General features: G+C 60.0%; 16 protein-coding genes. 8 read left to right on the forward strand and 8 right to left on the reverse strand.

Features of this window, described 5'->3' with window-relative positions:
* Positions 1-41: 41 nt before the first annotated feature.
* Both IE079_RS16395 and IE079_RS16400 read left to right on the forward strand, forming a co-directional pair.
* Positions 42-1,343, forward strand: a complete 1,302-nt coding sequence (locus IE079_RS16395) for an MFS transporter (protein WP_189577928.1) — start codon at positions 42-44, stop codon at positions 1,341-1,343.
* Between the two features lie 176 nt (positions 1,344-1,519).
* Positions 1,520-2,068 carry a hypothetical protein gene (locus tag IE079_RS16400; RefSeq protein WP_189577929.1) on the forward strand — a complete coding sequence of 183 codons (549 nt, stop codon included), beginning with the start codon at positions 1,520-1,522 and terminating at the stop codon, positions 2,066-2,068.
* A 135-nt stretch (positions 2,069-2,203) separates the two neighbouring features.
* On the opposite strand, the gene IE079_RS16405 is transcribed toward IE079_RS16400, so the two are convergent.
* Positions 2,204-2,902, reverse strand: coding sequence for an SDR family oxidoreductase (locus IE079_RS16405; RefSeq protein WP_189577930.1), 699 nt, complete (start codon positions 2,900-2,902; stop codon positions 2,204-2,206).
* 235 nt (positions 2,903-3,137) lie between these two features.
* Between IE079_RS16405 and IE079_RS16410 the strand changes: the two genes are divergently transcribed.
* The gene (locus tag IE079_RS16410) at positions 3,138-3,875 is read left to right on the forward strand and encodes a substrate-binding periplasmic protein (RefSeq protein ID WP_189577931.1); all 738 of its coding nucleotides are present in this window, start codon (positions 3,138-3,140) and stop codon (positions 3,873-3,875) included.
* Between the two features lie 114 nt (positions 3,876-3,989).
* Here the strand turns inward: IE079_RS16410 and IE079_RS16415 are convergent, their stop codons facing one another.
* The 3 genes from IE079_RS16415 to IE079_RS16425 all read right to left on the reverse strand — a co-directional run bounded on the left by IE079_RS16415 (position 3,990) and on the right by IE079_RS16425 (position 8,858).
* Positions 3,990-5,873 carry a methyl-accepting chemotaxis protein gene (locus tag IE079_RS16415; protein WP_227712566.1) on the reverse strand — a complete coding sequence of 628 codons (1,884 nt, stop codon included), beginning with the start codon at positions 5,871-5,873 and terminating at the stop codon, positions 3,990-3,992.
* A gap of 160 nt (positions 5,874-6,033) precedes the next feature.
* Positions 6,034-6,711: a nitroreductase gene (locus IE079_RS16420; RefSeq protein WP_189577933.1), complete on the reverse strand. Its 678-nt coding sequence runs from the start codon at positions 6,709-6,711 to the stop codon at positions 6,034-6,036.
* 170 nt (positions 6,712-6,881) lie between these two features.
* Positions 6,882-8,858, reverse strand: a complete 1,977-nt coding sequence (locus IE079_RS16425) for a hypothetical protein (protein WP_189577934.1) — start codon at positions 8,856-8,858, stop codon at positions 6,882-6,884.
* A gap of 244 nt (positions 8,859-9,102) precedes the next feature.
* Between IE079_RS16425 and IE079_RS16430 the strand changes: the two genes are divergently transcribed.
* Complete coding sequence (locus tag IE079_RS16430; protein WP_189577968.1) at positions 9,103-9,804, forward strand: pseudouridine synthase; 702 nt, start codon at positions 9,103-9,105, stop codon at positions 9,802-9,804.
* 12 nt (positions 9,805-9,816) lie between these two features.
* Here IE079_RS16430 and IE079_RS16435 read toward each other — a convergent pair whose 3' ends face one another.
* Positions 9,817-10,821: an NADP-dependent oxidoreductase gene (locus IE079_RS16435; protein WP_189577935.1), complete on the reverse strand. Its 1,005-nt coding sequence runs from the start codon at positions 10,819-10,821 to the stop codon at positions 9,817-9,819.
* 75 nt (positions 10,822-10,896) lie between these two features.
* On the reverse strand, positions 10,897-11,535 hold the full coding sequence (locus IE079_RS16440; protein WP_189577936.1) for an SDR family oxidoreductase: 639 nt from the start codon (positions 11,533-11,535) through the stop codon (positions 10,897-10,899).
* Between the two features lie 313 nt (positions 11,536-11,848).
* On the opposite strand from IE079_RS16440, the gene IE079_RS16445 reads away from it, so the two are divergent.
* Positions 11,849-12,055, forward strand: coding sequence for a hypothetical protein (locus IE079_RS16445; protein ID WP_189577937.1), 207 nt, complete (start codon positions 11,849-11,851; stop codon positions 12,053-12,055).
* A gap of 203 nt (positions 12,056-12,258) precedes the next feature.
* On the opposite strand, the gene IE079_RS16450 is transcribed toward IE079_RS16445, so the two are convergent.
* Positions 12,259-12,543, reverse strand: coding sequence for a DUF6482 family protein (locus tag IE079_RS16450; RefSeq protein ID WP_265013652.1), 285 nt, complete (start codon positions 12,541-12,543; stop codon positions 12,259-12,261).
* A 316-nt stretch (positions 12,544-12,859) separates the two neighbouring features.
* Here IE079_RS16450 and IE079_RS16455 point away from each other — a divergent pair, with 316 nt between their 5' ends.
* Genes IE079_RS16455 through IE079_RS16465 form a run of 3 tightly spaced genes read left to right on the forward strand, consistent with a single transcriptional unit; the run spans position 12,860 to position 17,060 of the window.
* Positions 12,860-14,584, forward strand: coding sequence for a GMC family oxidoreductase N-terminal domain-containing protein (locus IE079_RS16455; protein ID WP_227712563.1), 1,725 nt, complete (start codon positions 12,860-12,862; stop codon positions 14,582-14,584).
* A gap of 60 nt (positions 14,585-14,644) precedes the next feature.
* The gene (locus IE079_RS16460; RefSeq protein ID WP_189577939.1) at positions 14,645-16,402 is read left to right on the forward strand and encodes an aldehyde dehydrogenase family protein; all 1,758 of its coding nucleotides are present in this window, start codon (positions 14,645-14,647) and stop codon (positions 16,400-16,402) included.
* Between the two features lie 43 nt (positions 16,403-16,445).
* Positions 16,446-17,060 carry a TetR/AcrR family transcriptional regulator gene (locus IE079_RS16465; RefSeq protein WP_189577940.1) on the forward strand — a complete coding sequence of 205 codons (615 nt, stop codon included), beginning with the start codon at positions 16,446-16,448 and terminating at the stop codon, positions 17,058-17,060.
* Between the two features lie 100 nt (positions 17,061-17,160).
* Here IE079_RS16465 and IE079_RS16470 read toward each other — a convergent pair whose 3' ends face one another.
* Positions 17,161-18,894: an NADP-dependent isocitrate dehydrogenase gene (locus tag IE079_RS16470; protein ID WP_189577941.1), complete on the reverse strand. Its 1,734-nt coding sequence runs from the start codon at positions 18,892-18,894 to the stop codon at positions 17,161-17,163.
* Between the last annotated feature and the right edge of the window lie 121 nt (positions 18,895-19,015).

The following is a 19,015-nucleotide window of genomic DNA, read 5'->3' on the forward strand; positions in this document are numbered from 1 at the left end:
TCCAGCGACTCGCTCAAATCCAACACCGGGGCGCAACCTGAATGCAAAAAACCGTCGTCAGCCTTTCGTCATTGATTGTGAGTATCATCCTGCTTATCGTCGGCAACGCCTACCTGATGACCCTGCTCGGGTTGAGGCTCAGTCTCGAGGAATTCAGTGCCAGCGTGATCGGCTGGATACTCGCCTTCTACTCCATCGGCTTTGTGGCCGGCACGCTTTACGCCGGACGCATTATCGAAAAGGTTGGCCACATACGGGCGTTTGCAGTTTTTGCGGCGGTGCTGGCAGCGTCGATTCTGATCTACCCAATGGCGGTCGAATCCTACCTCTGGGGCTTCCTGCGGGCCTTGGGCGGCTTCATGATGGCCGGCCTGATGATCGTCATGGAAAGCTGGTTCAGCAGCAAGGCCGACAACCGCAGCCGTGCCAGCCTGTTCGCCATCTATCAGATCATTTTCTTCCTTTCCACAGCCGGCGGCCAGGTGCTGATCCGGGTGGCTGATCCGGCGGGCTTTATTCCGTTCTCGCTGGCTACCATCCTGGTGGTGCTGGCACTGACCCCCCTGTCGATGACCCGCCGGGAATCACCAACCATTTCCAGGGGAGAGCGCCTGTCACTACGCAAGCTCTATGGCAAGTCTCCCACCGGCACCCTGGGCGCGCTGATCGCCGGGCTGCTGATCAGCGCCTTTTACGCCATGGGCCCGGTGTATGCCAACCGTATCGGCCTGAACCTTGAACAGCTCTCCAACTTCATGGCATCCGCCATCGTCGCCGCCATGCTGCTGGCCTGGCCCATCGGCCGCTTGTGCGACCACTTTGACCGTTACCGGGTCATGCTGGTCGCGGCCATTTTTGCGGCTGCCTGCAGTCTGATCGCGGCACTTGTCGGCCACATCAATATGGTCGTGCTGGTATTGTTTGTCGGGCTCTATATGGGAATCAGCGCCGCCATCTATCCTATCGCTGTTGCTATCACCAATGACCTGATGGAAACGCATCAGGTCACTGCCGCCAGTACCGCACTGCTGCTGAGCTACGGCCTGGGCAGCATCGTTGGCCCGCTGCTCAGCGCGCTGTTCATGGACCTGCTCGGGCCCCGCGGCCTGTTCGTCAGTAACGCGCTTATGCTCGGGGCGCTGATCCTGTTCATGGTCGCCGGGCCAAAACGCCGCCATCCGACGGTGGAAGAGCAGGAGCATTACTACCCGACCATGCCGGAAGCCGCGCTGGGTGTTGATGAACTTGATCCCCGAAACACCGGATTTCAGGAAGCTGCTGAATCCGATAGCGGGAACGACGCGAAAGCGGAAGGTAACGGACCGGGTACCAGCAGCCCCTGACAGAGGTCTTCTGTTGTTGTGCAGCCGGACTGGCGATTACTGAACCCCCGGGCGAGACACCTCATTGCCGGCGTAGCCAGATTCACGACCCTGGCGACTGAACGTCGGGTGACACATTGTCTGCTATATTTCGTATCAAGGGTTGCAGACATTCTGATCATTCGCGAGGAGAGCCTATGGGACATATCATCGCAGCGCGCCTGGAGACCCAGGAAAACGCGGAAGAACTCGCCAACGCCATTCAGGGTCTGGGCATCGCCCACGACAAGGTGTCTGTTTTTTATGTCAACCCTGAAGGTCAGCACCATCTGTTGCCGGAAGGGGGTGACAAGAGTTCATCCCCTGGCGCATCCAGGGCCGCCAGGGGAGCCTGGGTCGGAGGCGGCATCGGTGCGGCCGCCGGCGCAGCAGCAGGCTCCGTCGCCGGACCAGCAGGTGCCGTCGCCGGTGCCGGTGTGGGGGCCTATACCGGTTCCCTGGCCGGTGCTGTCAGCAAGACCGACAACGAGGCCGAGGCTGCAGACAAGGCTGACGAAGACACTCCGGTTGTGGACCGCAAGGCCGGAATTCATGTCGCTGTCGAGGTTGACCGCAAAACCCGGCAGGACGTTGTGACACTGATACGGCAACACGACGGCGAGCAGATAGAGGAGGCACAGGGGCAGATCAAAAAGGGTGAGTGGGTCGACTTTGATCCAACAGAGCCCGTGCGTCTGGTGACCTGAACAAGATCAGGCAGGATCCGCGAGGGTGTACAGATACCCCCGTACCGCCCCGCTGTAATGGGGGCACGGTCAACCAGAGCGGCCCTTCCCTCTTTGATTGACCCTGCCCACCGCCACTTTCGGTCTGCTCCGGGATTATTGCTGCGCCGGTGTCGGCCGCACCAGAATCTCGTTGACATCGACATGGGCGGGCTGAGCCAGTGCGTAGGTAACGGCGCGGGCAATGTCCTCCGGTGCCAGAGCATTGTCCGGGCGCTCGTCGAAAAAGGGCGTGTCCACCATGCCCGGCTCAATCAGTGTGACGCGCATTCCGCTGCCGCGGATTTCCTCCCGCACACCATAACCAATGGCCGACACCGCCCACTTGCTGGCGCTGTACATGGAACCGGGAATGGTGGCGCGACCGGCGGCGGAACCGGTGATCAGGATATGCCCCCGGGACTCCTTCAGCGCCGGCATGCACACCTGCAGGGTAATGCCCACACCAAGGATGTTGGTCAGAATCATGTCTTTCCAGACATCAGGGTCAGCACCGGAAAAACCACCAGGTTCGCCACCACGACCGGCATTGGCAAACACCGCATCGATCCGGCCGAAAGCCGCCAGTGTCTTTTCCACCATGGCTTTCTGGTCCGCCACGGACTGTACGTCGCAGGCAGTGATGGCAACCCGCTCGTCGCCGCCAAGTTCCTTCTGCAATGCCTGCAGCTTGTCTTCAGAGCGGGCCGCCAGCATCAGCCGGTAGCCATCTGCAGCGGCTGCCCGGGCGGTTTCCGCGCCAATACCGGATGATGCGCCGGTGATCACCAGCACGGGGTCGTTGGACTGAGCCATGAAATTTCCTCCTCGTTCAATCTTGAGTGTGGGTTACAGCTTCGGTCACCCAGACCCTTACGTCCAGAAGATGGTACGGATTTCAGGAACTGTGCAAAAAGTATAACTGCTGTGTGCTTATCGCTAGACTGAATGGACAAGGCCGTTGTCGCTCCATCGGAAAAAGATTGACCCGACAGGGCTGGTGGTTACGTAAATATGTGAATGGAACGGTACCCATTACAAGGAGACTGGAATGAGGCTGACCGCTGCTTTGCTTTACTGGATTTTCCTGTCGGCAAGCGTCAGCGTCGCCGAAGAACGTACCCTGACAATGGTGGCCGACAAGTGGTGCCCTTTCAATTGCAGTGATACCCCTGACCACCGCGGGATCCTCGTGGAGCGAGCGGCCACCGCCCTGGCCGGAGAAGGGATCCGGATAAACTATATTGAAATGCCCTGGAGTCGGGCCATTGTCGGAGTGCGGGAGGGCACCTACGACGCTATCGTCGGCACCGGCCGCACCGAAACGCCGGATTTCCATTTTCCGGCACAACCGCTGGCAACGGCCCGCCACAGTTTCTTTACGCTCGCCTCTGCCAGCTGGCAATACGACGGTCTCGAATCCCTTGAGGAGGTCCGTATCGGTGTTATCCAGGACTATTCCTATGGCGGACTGTATGAAGCCTATATCGAACCCCATCAGGGGGATATCGACCGCCTCGCCATTCTGAGGGGGGACAGGGTTCTGCCCCGGCTGGTCAGAATGCTGAAACTCGGCCGGATCGATGCCCTGGTCGCAGAAGAAAGGGTGCTGGACTACTACTTCATTTCCAGGGGCCTGGTGAATCCCCTGCGGCATGCCGGACTTGCCGGCACAGAGCCGCTATACGTGGCTTTTTCACCGGCCCTGGACGATGGCAGGGCGTTGGCGGAATCCCTGGATCGGGGTGTGGCCAGCTTGCACCAGGCTCCCGGAGAACACCATCGCTGACACCGCTCTGCCTGCCGGCATTCCTGATCGTGACCCGCAGACAGACACGGAAGGCCCATGGACATGACCACAGCGTTCAGGGTCTGGCTTGGCCAGCGACACCCTCTGGCCCGGTCAGGATAACCGGAAGCCGGAGGATGTCTGATTCAGCGTTCCGGAGCAGTCCCCGAGTGCCCGCGCATGGTTCTCCAGGTGCCCCCGGATCGAACGGGACTCCAGAGCGTGGCCGTGAATATGCTCCACCTTCTGGGCAATTTCCTCGGTGGTGCTGGAAATACCCTCCACAGAACTGACCACCTGCTCCATATCCCCGGCCAGGGACTGGATGGATACGGTGATGCGCTCGATGACCGACACCGCCTCGCCAGCGCTCTTCTCGCCGGAACTGGCCTGTTGCAGACCCTGTTCCATCAATGAGGCGATTTCCCGGGTTTCCCGGTTCAGGGCCTCAACAATGTCAGCGATACCACTGGTAGCCGAGACTGTTTTTTCTGCCAGTGACCGCACTTCATCAGCGACTACCGAGAAGCCCCGCCCTGCCTCACCGGCTCTGGCCGCCTCGATGGCCGCATTGAGTGCCAGCAGATTGGTTTGTTCGGCCAGTCCATTGATAGTGCCGACAATGGTATTCACCTTCTCGCCGGTTTTACTGAGGCTTTCCACCTGCTCGTGGGTCTGACGAATCTTCCGCGACAGGTCCTGCATCACCTCGCCATTGCTGCGAACCACCTGGGCGCCCTGCTGGGCGGCTTCATTGGCTTCCCGTGTGGAATGGTTGACCGTATTGGTCAGCTTGGCGATGTCTGCAGCGGTATGGGAAATTTCCTGCACGGCGGCGGCTGCCTGTTCTGTCTGTGCCTCTACCTGTTCGCCGTTGCTGCTCATCTGGCTGACCAGATCCTGCAGCTCACCCTGAAGGCGGGACAGGTCGCGGTTGCCATCAAGCACTTCCCTTATCACCCCGGACACATCGTCGACCATCTGATTGGATGCGCTGCCAAGGGCGTTGAACTCGTCATTGGGGTTGTGGCCCACTCGCAATCGCTGGCTCAGATCACCCCCGGCCACCCGCGAAAGCAGACCGACAGCATCGTGTAACCGGCTGACCAGGGTACGGGACGCCTGGGTCAGGGTGACCACCAGAAACATCAGCACCACCGCTGAAACAATAATGATCAACCACGCCGACGCACTCCTTGCCTGTTCCGCACTGGCAATGGTCCGGGCAATCAGACCGCTTTCCAGGGACTGGTTCTGGCTCTCGATCATGGCTTCCAGGTCGGCGCCCAGTTTGGCCAGTCGCTGCTCGGTATCACGGATGCTATTGATCTGGTTCTCGGCCCGCTCAAAGGCATCGGAAAACGCACTGACCGCCAGCCCCAGGTCGTTCTCCTCCCAGTCCATGCTGACAATGACTTCCTGCATGCCCGCAATGGCCTGATTGGTCTGCTCCGCCGATGCCGGCGTGAAGTTGTTGAGGTAGTCGGAGTAGGCCGTCATGGCGAGCTCAATATCCTCGTCCATGATCGAAATGCTGATTTCCCGCAAGCCCTCATCCATCGCGCTGGTCAGGTCACCATGAATGCCCTCCGATGAACTCAGACCCAGCGTCTGACGGTGCTCCAGCCACTGCCGGCGAAGCTCCACATACTGGCCAATCCGTTCCTCGATCTGCGCGGCCATCGACCGGATCTGCTCATCGGCAATACTGTCCGTCAGGCTCACCAGCTCATCGGCCTGCTGCCTCAGGGCGTCCAGCAGCTGTTGATAGCGTTCCGCGTCATCGGTATCCAGATCAGCGCTCAGGCTTTCCGCCTTCAGCCACTCGTTCCAAAGGGTGAGAGAGGCGTTTTCGTAGGCATTGGCGACGGACCGGGCTTCATAGGACTCCGACACCTGGTCCAGACCACGCAAGGCCGCCAGTGCCACCAGAACCAGCCCGACAAGGGTAGCCCCGATCAATAACCAGAATTTCTGCCGCCACGACAGGGAAAGCATACGCTTCACAGGGGGAACTCCTGATGCTCATCTTGTGAATGATACCTACTCTAATGCAGCGTAACGGCAGAGCCATTCTATTCTTGAAACAGTTTGTTGCCGAACTGTTGCTAACGTAATGGTCCGGTTTGGCGACCCGCTTTACGGAGGTGCCCGGTGCTTACTCGGCGAAGCCCAGAAAACGGGCCGTGTTGCTCACCGGGCGCCGGCGCGAGACGACCGAATTGGCCACAAAATCGTCATCCGGCCAGCCCAGGGCAACGCATGTCAGAATGACCTGATCGTCGGGGATATTGGCCACTTCCCGCACCACCGGGCTCTGCATGATGCCCTGCCCGTTAATGACCGCCCCCAGGCCCCGGCTCCAGGCTGCCAGCACCAGACCGTAGGTCATCGCCCCGGTGTCAAAGTGAGCAATGGTATTGTTCAGAAGTTCCCGGTCAAAGCAGACGACCACCGACACCGGCGCGTCAAACTGACGAAAACCCCGCATGACCCAGTCCTGCCGGCGCCCTGCATCATCCCGCGCAATGCCCATGGCCTCGAACAACTGCACGGCAATTTCAACCTGGCGCTTGCGATGTTCACCCTGGTAAGCCCCGTGATCCTCGATTTCACGGCTGGGCGGCACGCCGCCGAGCATCCGCTCCGTGTTGCCCTGGCGGACTTTTTCGAGCGGCTCCCCGGTCAGCACATGCAGGTGCCAGGGCTGGGTATTCATCGAGGAGGGCGCGCGGTTTGCCAGCGCAATGACTTCTTCGAGAATGTCCCGGGACACGGGCTGATCGGTAAATCCGCGGATGGAGCGGCGTTCCTGTATGGCCTGATCAAGTTTCATCAGTAACCCTTTTGTAGGTTCATGGAGTGGCTTGTTGCCGTGAGCAAACCGGAAAGCTCTTGCTTGCCTGTCTGCCGATCAGGGGGGTGAGTATATACACCGCGGAAATGTCTGCTCAATGGTTCTGTCGCTGACATGGACTTATCTGACGACCATCAGAGACGACAGGCTCACTCCTCGTCGGGGGCTGCCCAGCTCTCACGCCCCAGTGCCACCACCCGGGCAAGCTCATCCTCCGGAACGTCGGTCAGGTCACCGGTTTCCAGCGGGTCATAGTGGAACGCATAAAGCCGGGAGGCGAACTCCGCAATGGGCAGGGATGCCTCCCCCCGGAACTCGCCATGGCCCCGGGTGGAGCAGGTTATGCCCTGCCCCCAGTCCTGGCCGCTGTCGTTGTTGGGATTGAAGAAATAGACCCTCATCTCGTTGCTCGGGCTGAGCCCGACCCGGAGGATGGTGATGGCGTGGCGTCCGACAAACCGGGCTGCGCTGTCTGTCACGGCGATGCCCGCCGGCTGGGGGTGGATGAGGGGCATATTACCGTTGTAGTAGGGGTGATAGCTGGCGTAGAAGCAACTCACAAAGCCTTCATAGTCATTGATTTCGCCCGTGTGGATATCCGCCACCACCTGAAACTCATGGTTCACCCACCAGCCATAGAATTCCGGGTTGATCCAGCGGTGGGCGTCGTCGTCCCGGTCACTGCAGCGGCGCCACATCTCGCCGTACAGGCGGTCCATGTGGGGAATCAGGACAACGGAGACCGGGTCCACGTCGACGGGAGTTTCCTTGACCAGCCCCACCTCCAGGTCCTTCGACGACACCGGATGGCCTTCAAAGCGGGTCAGCACTTCGTTGTCCCGCGCCGCCCAGGCCAGCACCTGCAGGAGGTAATCCGCTTCGTTGGCCGCCCACAGGGACAGGCCGATGGCAGACTGGCAACTGGGGTTGTTGCCCTGCCCCACACCCAACGGCTGGCCCAGCAGGTTAAGTACGCCGGCAAGCAGATAGACCCGTGGTGGCCGGGCATCGCCGAACGCCTCCGTCAGGGTCCGGGCCGTTTCCGTGGAAAGCGTGAGCTTGATCTGGCGCCATAGGGCCTGGGCCACCGGAGGTGTGAACAGGGAGCCCCGTTCAAGCATCATGGTGAGCCCGTACACCGCCTGACAGGTTTCCGGGTATATGGCCTCGTCGATCAGCGCATTGACCAGCTCGTTGTAGCAGTAGAGGTCGTCCAGCCCGGTCATGGTAAGCCCCAGCACCGCCGGGATCAGGTCGTCCTGTCCGGTGGCGCGGAGATGGCGGACCATCACGGCGTGGTAGGGCGAAGCCAGGCCGGTATCGTGCATGCAACTGGCCAGACAGGCGGCTTCATTCGACAGCTCGGCATCCCCCATTTCCCACAGACGCTGTTGGTAAACGGGCAGCCCCGGGTCCTCCGCGCAGGCCGGCGACGGCGCATACAGCGCCCGTACCAGGCGGGTGGCATCGCCCGTGCCCCGGGTCTTGATGTCCGGGTCATACAGGCACTTGGCGATCTGGCCGATCATGTCGCAGATGCTGTCTACCTGAACCGGGCCCTGGTCCAGCAGTCGCCAGACCTCGGCCACCAGGCTGTCCAGCAGGCTCTCGTAGCCAAGGTGCCCGATAAGATACTGGTAAAGCTGTTGCACCAGCAGGCCCATCTGCCTGGGGCGTTCGCGGTCCGCTTCGCTCATCTGGCCCGACAGCAGGTCAAGATTCAGCGCCATCACCTGGGTCAGGAAGTGCCGCGCCTGCTCTGAAGAAATACCGGGGTGGAAGTAGTCGCGGGAAGCCACCGCGAGCATGCGGATCTCGCTGATAGCTTCAACGATGGTGGTTACCTCGCCCGCTTCCCGCAACGACCGCTTGGCCAGTGCCGGCTGCAGGATGGACGGCTGGGCCCAGTCGCTGGTCCCGAAAATGCCGGCCGACTCCATGGCCCGAACCCGCCGGTAGAGCGCGTCGAAGCCGCCCGGCATCAGCATCAGGCAGCGGGCATGCTCAAGCAGAGCCAGACTGGAGGACGTCGGATCCACTCGCCGCGCCCGGTGGAACTCGTCCAGGGCGGCGTCAAATTGCCGTACCGCCGGCTCCAGCGCGGCATTCTCGTTCGGTTGGTCCATGGTGACCCGCTCCTCCTACGGTGCTGGCAGGTGTGTCAGATGATGCCTGACCCCGAAGTCTATCCCATAGCGCCGTCAGTCGCTGTCATAAAGTCCGCGAACAACCCGAAACGACGCCTGCCACACACAAGGTAATCAGCACCTTCAGTGCATTCCCGGGCAGGGCCCAAAACCCGGAAGCGGTACCTTCGGGACCCTGTCTGATAGAATGCAGCTCACTCTCCAGAGCAACCCGGACCTGTGTTTGAAACTCTCCCGCATCCTCAGCAACCAGAACGGTATCAGCCGCCAGCAGGCAAACCGGACCATTGCCTGCGGACACGTGCGGGTGGATGGACAGATCTGTACCGACGCCGCCCGGGAGGTCTCACGTTTCCAGAGCGTGGTGGTGGGCAGGCAGATACTCCAGCCGGGGGAACCGGCACACTACCTGATGTTGCACAAGCCGGCAGGGTACCTCAGCGCCACCCGGGATCCGGTCCATCCGACGGTCATGGAACTGGTACCACCAGAGCTACGGGGCCACCTTCACATTGCCGGACGACTGGACCGGGCCACAACGGGCCTGTTGATCCTCTCCAACGACGGCGGCTGGTCACGACGACTGACAGAGCCCCGGATCAAGATACCGAAAGTTTACCGGGTCACCACAGCTCACCCCATCGGCCAGGATGCGGCGCATCGATTTGCCGAGGGCCTGTGGTTCGCCCATGAGCAGCTGACCACCTCACCCGCAACCCTGGAGCCCCTGGCCCCCTGCGAGGCACGGGTGACGATTTTCGAAGGTCGCTACCATCAGGTGAAACGGATGTTTCATGCTGTCGGCAACCGGGTCACCAGGTTACACCGGGAGCGTATTGGCGGGATTGCCCTGCCGGACGACCTGCCGCCGGGCGCCTGCCGGAGCCTGACGCCAGCGGAGATCGGGTCTGTGCGGTCCCGTTGAACAGCAGGGCGGTCAGACCTTCAGCACCAGCTTGCCGAAGTTCTCACCCCGGAACAGCATCATCAGGTGCTCGGGGAACTTCTCGATCCCTTCAACCACGTGCTCACGATGTTTCAGCCTGCCGTCCTTCATCCAGGCGGCCATGTCTTTCGCTGCCACGTCATACCGGTCGATGTAGTCAAACACCACCATGCCCTCCATGCGGGCGCGGTTGACCAGCAGTGACATATAGTTGCTCGGGCCCTTGGGGGCTTCGGTGTTGTTGTACTGGGAAATGGCACCGCAGATCACTACCCGGGCATGCATTCTGAGGCGCGTCAGTGCGGCATTGAGAATATCGCCGCCTACGTTGTCGAAGTAGATATCAACGCCCTTGGGGCAGGCCCGGGAGAGGCCGTCGTGAATACTCTCGGACTTGTAGTCAATGGCGTCATCGAAGCCAAGCTCGTTAATCAGGTAATCGCATTTTTCCTTGCCGCCGGCAATACCAACCGCCCGGGCGCCCTTGATACGGGCAATCTGACCAACCGTGGAGCCCACAGCACCGGCCGCGCCGGACACCAGTACGATGTCGCCTTCCTTGAGTGCACCTACTTCAAGGATGCCGAAATAGGCGGTCATACCGGTCATGCCCAGGGTGTTGAGGTAGGTGGGCAGCGGCGCGAGATTCGGGTCAACCTTCTGGAAGCCCTTGCCGTCCGACTTGATGTATTCCTGGACACCCAGCATACCGGATACGGTGTCGCCCACCTGGAAGTCCGGGTGGCTGGACTGGACAACCTCACCCACGCCCAGGGCACGCATGACCTCGCCAGGGTTCACCGGGTCAATGTAGGACTTGCCTTCCCTCATCCAGCCACGCATGGCCGGGTCCAGGGACAGGTAGCTGGATTTCACCACGATCTCACCACTGCCCGCCTCGGGAACGGGTTCCCGGGTAATCTCGAAATCGTCGTGAGCCGGTTCTCCCACCGGGCGCTTCGCCAGGCGGACCTGAGTATTGGTATCGCTGCTCATGGGTTGTGCTCCTTGTCGTTGATGGCCTGAACAAGCTGATGATCAGGACGTCGTGTCTTGTTAAAGGAACAAGCCTCAGAGGCTTGCGAGTGATTCCGCTATGTCGTCATCCCCGGACAGGAGATCGAACGTCTGATTTACGGTGTTGTCCGCATCCAGCGTGGCAAGCAGCACCGAAGCAACATCTTCACGGGGTATCGAGCCGGTCCGGTCAAGCCTTGTGCTGATCTCGACACGCCCGGTGCCCGGATCGTTGGTCAGCGGTCCGGGACGAACCAGAGTGAAATCCAGACCGCTTGCGCGCAGATGTTCATCGGCCTTCTGCTTGGCCCGCAGGTAGTGATGAATCTTTTCCGGGGCCTTTTCCGGCGCATCAGCCCGCATGCTGCTGACCAGGAGGAAGCGCTTGACCCCGGCGGCTTTGGCGGCATCGATCAGGCGGATGGCCCCGTTCTGGTCCACATCAACGGTTTTCTCCGGGCCAGTGTGGGGGCCGGAACCGGCGGTGAATACCACCGCGTCGCAGTCCCGTAGGGCATGACTGCAATCTTCTTCCAGGTCCGCCACCACGGTTTCCGCAGCGCCAAGCTGCTCCAGCGCCTGTGCCTGATCCGGTTTGCGGACCATCGCCCGGGCGGTGTGCTGGCTGTCAGCCATTTGCCTGACAAGGTGCTGGCCGATCTTGCCATTGGCACCGGCAATAAGAACACGCATGGGTCACCTCCTGATGATCGTTTTCGGGATAACCTTCATTAAATGCGTCCGGACAGCGGCTGTTTCAAGCCGCGCTTTCGCATCAGGCCGGCCCCCTCTGCCTGACTCGTGCTCACCGCTCTTTGATCCGGCCCGCTGGCAACTCTAGGGCCTGACCATCAGCTAACTCATCACTTGAAATGATGTGCCGAATACCGCTAAACAATTTTTCCGTGCAGCGTAACTCCTCGATACTACGTCCATCGAGATCAGCGAAGCATCTCAAGCGCTGATACCCGAAGAATCCAGACCATGCTTTACGAGGAGTTCAATTATGTTCGGTATTAATGCAAACCTGAAAAAAACCGCTGCCATCGCCACCATCGCCGTTGTCGGTGTGCTCGGCGCCGCTAACGCCAGCGCACAGCAAAAGTGGATGGAAGAAGTCATGGAGCAGCAGTCTCAGGCAGAGCAGCAAACCAGCACCACAGCAACGGCTGACAACAAGGCCGAAGAAAAGGCTGACAGCAACGCATCGTGAATTGCTGCCAGGGCCCTGACCGAACACGGCCGGGGCCCTGCATCTCACCTCACCCCGGTGCCCCTCGACCGCCCTCATACCCATCAATGACTTCAAAAGACGTTCGATCTTAACGGACTATCCCGATAGTCCCTGAATGGCACGACCCGGTGTCACGATTACAGAGATAGCTTCCTGTGTCTTTCTGGCACCTTATCGATGACCTATAACGGCACCCGCATGGTTTCACTGCCGCTGTCCGGCATACCGATCATCTCGTCGGTACCGGTGGGAGGAATGACTTCGGTTTTTTCCACACTGAAATCATGGAAGAACTCCCTCGCCGCGGGCGCACCACTGAACATGACAGCCTTGTCGTCACTGTCAGTGAGCACGTAGCCCTGCCCGTCCAGATAGAAGCGCGCCATGTAGTAACGCCCTTCCATGGACACGATCTCCAGTAAGGAAATGGTGTCATGCTTGTGGCTTTTCAGTTCGCCAGTGCTCATGTGCATAGCAGGCTCCGGTTTTCAGGAATTGACACCTACAGGTACGTAGGGTCTGCGTGATCGGCTCAACCCCGGTCAGCCCGGCAACCGCCAGGAGCCCGGACTGGCGGCCAGATGGCATTCGTGGGAGCGGCCTGCTCTGCCTCTGAACACCTTCCTGATCTTTTTTTGAGCAACCCTCTGGTAATCCGACAAAACACTGCTATGTTGTTAGCAGATGTACATAACACCTGTTATGTACATCCGTAATTTCCAATAAATGCGGGCACTGCCAATACCAGACAGGGCCTGCCCGGAAGCGTTGTCGGAGAAGCATATGAAGAACAAAAACAACAAGATGTCAGCACATCTTCAGGAAGATTTTGAAGCAGGGCGACTGTCACGCAGAGGATTCATCAAGGCCGCAGCAGCACTGGGCGTGGTGGCTTCGGTGCCGATGGTACTGGGCGCCAGGCATGCGCGGGCGTCATCAGCCGATAAATATGACTACGTTATTATCGGTGCCGGCTCGGCCGGCTCTGCCCTGGCCGCCCGGCTGGCCGAGGACACCTCGAAGAACATCCTGGTGCTCGAAGCTGGCCCGCCTGACAGCCACCAGGCGATCCACGTACCCGTTGCGTTTCCGCAGCTGTTCAAAACACCGTTTGACTGGGACTACACTTCCGTGCCCCAGAGTGGGCTTGCCGGCAATACCGTTTACATCCCCAGAGGCAAGGTCTATGGCGGCTCCAGTTCCATCAACGCCATGATCTACATGCGCGGCCATCCGAACAGTTACAACGCCTGGGCGCAGGATAATCCCGGCTGGAGCTACGCTGAACTGCTGCCCTACTTCATTCGTGGCGAAGACAACTCCCGCGGCGAAAGCCCTGACCATGGCGTTGGCGGCCCGCTGAGCGTGATTGACCAGCGTGACCCGAACCCGCTGTCCAAAGCGATGGTGGCTGCCGCCGGCGAACGGGGCTATCCGCTGAATGAGGATTTCAACGCAGGTAGCCAGGAGGGCTTTGGTCTTTATCAGGTCACCCAGAAAGGCGGTATGAGAGCCTCCGCGGCGGGTGCCTACCTCCACCCTGCCCTGGAGCGCGGCAATGTCACCATTCAGGGTGAAGCGCTGGTGCACAACCTCATCATGGAAAACGGCCAGTGTACCGGCGTCCGCTTCGAGTCCGGCGACGAAATGCATGAGGTTCATGCCGGTAGCGAGGTTGTCCTGTCCGCCGGGTCCATCGGCTCACCGCAGATCCTGATGCTGTCCGGCATCGGCGCCAGAAGCGACCTGGAAGCCCATGGCATCACAGTGGTCAACGACCTGCCGGGAGTTGGCCAGAATCTTCAGGACCACGCCATGGTACCCGTGGCCTATGAGTGCACACAGCCGATAACACTGGCCGGTGCGGAGACCCCGGAACAGGCCGAACTGCTCAAGGAGGGCATGGGACTGCTGACCTCCAATATCGGGGAAGCGGGCGGCTTTCTGAAACTGGACCCGGCTGCCGTTGCCCCGGAGCTGCAGTTCCACTTTGCCCCGAACTATTTCATTGCCGACGGTGCCGGCAACCCTGCGGGCCACGGCTTTACGCTGATGCCCGGCATTGTGGGCACCAAGAGTGTTGGCTCGATCAGGCTGACGTCATCGGATCCCCACGCCAAGCCCGCCATTGATCCCGCGATCCTGAAGGATGATCACGACCTGGAGGTTATGGTCGAGGGGCTCAAGATCGCCCGCAATGTTCTCAACGCGCCGGCGTTCGATGAGTACCGGGGCGCTGAATATATGCCGGGCGAGTCCGTCCACACGGATGACGACATCCGCGACTATATTCGTAATAACACCCAGACCATCTACCACCCGGTGGGTACCTGCAAAATGGGGTCTGACCAACGGTCAGTCGTGGATTCGCAGCTTCGGGTGCATGGCGTCAAGGGTTTGCGGGTGGCGGACGCATCCGTCATGCCGCGCATCATCAATGGCAACACCAACGCTGTCTGCATGGTGATTGGCGAAAAGTGCGCCGACCTGATCAGGGAAGACGCCTGAACAGCGCCTTGCGCAATGCTCGCCACCCCGCATTCACCAAAGATCAGCTAAGGAACAACCATGACCGCGACACAATCACAACCAAAGCCGGATTCGGCCTTTGAATCCCTGGACCAGGCCGTTGCCGACCTGAAAACCAACGCCCTCAAGTGGGCCCGGACCTCCGCACAGGAACGCATCGCCCTGCTTTCCCAGGTCCGCGACCGCCTGATAAAGGTCGCCCCCGCCTGGGCGGAAGAAGCAGCCCGGCAGAAACAGATACCGGCCGGCTCGCCACTGGCCGGGGAGGAGTGGATATCGGGACCCTACGCCGTTATGGGTGCCTGCAACCAGTTGATTCATACCCTTTCATCAATGGACGGCAAGGCCTTCCTGGAAGACATCCCGTTGCGGGAGTCGGTGACCGGTCAGGTAATCGCCGGTATCGTCCCACATTCGATCTGGGACCGACTGCTGCTCTCCGGTGTGCGCGCCGATGTCTGGATGCAGAAAGAGGTCACCAAAGACAATCTCGCGACCCACACCGCAAGCGCCTATGACATCCCCCTGTCTGAGCGGGAAGGCAAGGTTGCGCTGATTCTCGGCGCCGGCAATATCGCCGCCATCCCGCCCCTGGATTGCTTCCAGAAGCTGTTTTCCGAGCACCAGGTGGCCATTCTGAAAATGAACCCGGTGAACGAGTATCTCGATGTCTACCTGAAGGATGCCTTCAAACCGCTGATCGACGCGGGCGCCCTGCGGATTGTCCGGGGTGGCCTGGAGGTCGGCAAGTATCTGACCAATCACCCGGATATCGACGAGCTGCACATTACCGGCGCCGGCGCCTCCCACGACGCCATTGTCTGGGGCGGTGGCGAGGAGACCGCAAAGAACAAGGCCGCCGGCACACCGGTCAACAACCGCAGGATCACCTCCGAACTGGGTGCGGTCTGCCCCACTATTGTGGTTCCGGGCCCCTGGAGCGATGCCGACATTGCCTTCCAGGCCGAGCACATCGCCACCCAGAAGCTGCACAATTCCGGCTTCAACTGCGTGGCCTGTCAGATGCTCGTGCTTCCCGAGAACTGGGCGCTGTCGGACAAGCTGATGACCAGCGTTCAGGAAACCATGGCCAGGGTGCCGTCCCGTCCGCTGTATTACCCGGGGGCCACCGACCGCATGACCGGGTTCTCGCAACAGGGCGATAACATCCTGAAGTTCGAACGCCCGGGTACCGAGGCCTGCCTGGTTGAACCATTATCCGCCGAGTCACCGGAAGGAGAAACCAGGCCCTGGTTCAGCAACAACGAAGTGTTTGCGCCCGCCATGAGCACATACCGCATTGCGGGAGAGGATCCGGCGGAGTATCTGCGCAGGGCCGTCGCCTACGCCAACGACCAGCTGCACGGCACCCTGGGTGCCAATATCATCATACATCCGGCGACCATCCGTGAGATCGGTACCGATACCTTCGAGTCGATCATTGCAGAGCTGCGCTATGGCACCATCGCCATCAACGCCTGGACAGGGCTCGGTTTCCTGATGCCCCAGTGCCCCTGGGGTGCATTCCCCGAGCACACCCTGGACGATGTGCAGAGCGGCATCGGCTTCGTCCACAACACCTATATGTTCGACAAGGTTGAACGCTGTGTGGTGTACGCGCCCTTCCGGCCCTTCCCGCGAAACCTGATGAGCTTCGGTTTTACCCTGCTGCCGAAACCACCCTGGTTTGTGTCCAACCGGAAGCAGCACGTACTGGGCAAACTGCTCACGGAGTTCCAGTACCAGCCCTCGATTCTGAAGGTTCCCAGAATCTTCCTGAATGCCTTGTTGGGGTGATAGTCGTGGGTTAAAGTCAGGCAAAAATCGACCAGGAGTGATGATGGCAACCGTTGAAAAGGTCCAGAAGATAAAGGCGGATGCCCGAAAGCGCTCAAAGCAGCGGGTCGATACCAGAAATGAACTCGCCTCCCATGCCATCATGGCTCTTTCCGAGCTGGGCTATGCGAGGACGGGTCTGCGTGACATAGCGACCTTGTCGGGGCGCTCCGTGGGAGCGCTCACCTATTATTTCGATGGCAAGATCGATCTGATCGCCTACTGCGTTCGCCTGTACAAGGAGCAGTTCGTGCGGCAGATCGATGTGGCCATGGCCGGCCACAACAGCAGTGCGGAGGTCATCGAGGCGGTAACCGGCGCCTTCGCCTGGGCCATCGAACACGATGCCCACAAGCACCGCCTGTGGTATGACATCCGTTCACAGTCGCTGTTTGAAGAGGCCTTCCGGCCCGTGGTCCGGGAAATCGAGGACAACCTGATTGCCATGGTTGTCCGCTTTCTTTCACGGCTTGGCCGGCCCGACGACAACGGCCAAACCACCTATTTTCTGCTGGATGGCCTGTTTCGTGTCCACCTGCAGGCAGCCCTCGAGGGAGACACCCGCGCCCCGGAAAACCTGAAAGCCGCCATGTGCGCGGTGCTGGACAGCAGGGAATAGCTCACTCCAGGAGCAAAGGTCAGGATAGATCGACCTTTAACTCCTTGCGATTCCTGCCCTTGCCTGGCTGTGTTACATGGTCAAACGTCCCCGCCCCTCTTCAGATCCGAGCCTGCAGCGCATCGATGAACCCATACAGATCCACCACTTTTTCAGCATCCGGATCGGTGGTCTTGCCCTTCAGATCCGCCGTGATAATGCCATCAGCGACGGTGTCCTTGAGTGCCTGCTTGAGCGCTTCAGCATACGCGGCCAGTTCTTCGTTGCCGTCCCTCTCGGCGAGAGCCTCAAGCGCATTGCCCAGCGCGTAGACCAGGGCCGAAGGATTGAAGTGGGCCTCTTTACCGCCACTCTCCTTGTAGGTCAGGTAAAGATCATGGGCGGTGCCGTGAGGCGCCTCGAAAAGCATGGTGCCTTCCTTGCTCTCGATGATCGAACTGGCGGTAGCCAGGCTTCCACCCAGAGCGGCGGAAATGTCGGAGTAAATGTCCCCGTCCAGGTTCTGGGAGGGATACAGGGCATTCCGCGGCGGATCGGTGATCATTTTCTTGAGTTGGCTGGAAGGCCGCATGATCATGAAGGATGGCGGCGGGGTGTGCTGTTTGGCCAGCTCCCGGCGCACTTCGGTGATCACGTTGCTGAAGACTTCGTCATACTCCATGTATTCCCGTTTCAGGCCGAAATAGACTTCCTTGTCCTTACGTGATGCATCGCGGAATACCTGGCTGACCCAGTCCTTGATCGCTTCACGATCATTGGACATAAGCAGCATGGGGTCGCCTTTTTTGACGTGCCTGGCGTGCCGTTCCTCGCCATCCACCACCACCTTCACGATGCCGTCTTCCCTCGCGGGGGCATTAAAGCTGCCGTACTGGTCGCCACCGCCAGCGCTCATGCGAGAGATGGACACATGCACGTTGCGCGGCGGAATGCCGTGGAGTTTGAGCTGGTTGACAAGCTTGAAGAGTTTGCGACCGGTGGTGTTGTCCGGCACCCCCCAGAGGGCGTGGTCCGGCGGGTTGGACACGATCCGCGCCGCCTGGGCGTCAATCAGCTCGTAGTAGAAGCCGAGGCCGAGTTCTTCCACTTTTTCCTGATAGTGCTTTTTATAGACGCTCTCGATGGTGGAACGCATGGCGCCATCGTAACCGGGTATCACCGTATCCTTCAGGCCCAGATAGATGTCCCTTTTTTCGTCAATGGCCCGCTGGAAAAACTGGTGCGCCCAGTCGGTGATGTCCGCCGTGTCATTGGTGGCAAGCAGCAGCGGATCACCCTTACTGACCTCCCGGCGATGCAGCTCTTCCGGGTCACCACTGCTGCCCACGAACAGAAGCTTGATGATACCCGTGGCACGGGAGAGTTCGTTAAAACTGTCCTTGATGCCACCGTTTTCCATGGTCATTACCTCGATGTCGCGACCGATCCATTCTGGCCGCCTCACCCGGATATTGCGGAACTGGATGTCCTCACGGGTGATGTTGCCGCCAATGCCCTTGCGGATGGCCCCGTTCGGCGACTTGGTGGCCAGGGGATCGAGGGAAGTCCCCTCCATGTCAGGGTGCTTCCTGAGCAGTTCCTCAAGCTGGCTGCGATTGACCGTAATACCGGCGTTCTTGATGCCCACGCCGTACTTTTTGAGTGCCTCAATGGACTCGGTCACCGCTCGACCATTGGTAACCAGCCGGTTCTCGGCAGACAGGTCAATTTCCTTGAGTTCGATATCCAGCTTCGAGGAAACAAAGTTCTTCAGGAGCTCCTCGAAAGCCACCTGGGCCATCTCGTCGCCGTGGAGGATTACCAGTGGCGATTCCACCTTGATCTTGTTGCCCATCGTGTTCTCCTTTCGGTTGTCCTGTAAGCCAGAACCAGGAAGCCGGAGACCTCTCTCAACCCTCAGCCCGGCGGCGCCGGGATCAGGAAAAACAGCGTGGTTCAGTCGCATTCTGCCCCGA

The sequence above is a fragment of the Marinobacter zhanjiangensis genome (assembly GCF_014651935.1).
Lineage (GTDB): Bacteria > Pseudomonadota > Gammaproteobacteria > Pseudomonadales > Oleiphilaceae > Marinobacter > Marinobacter zhanjiangensis.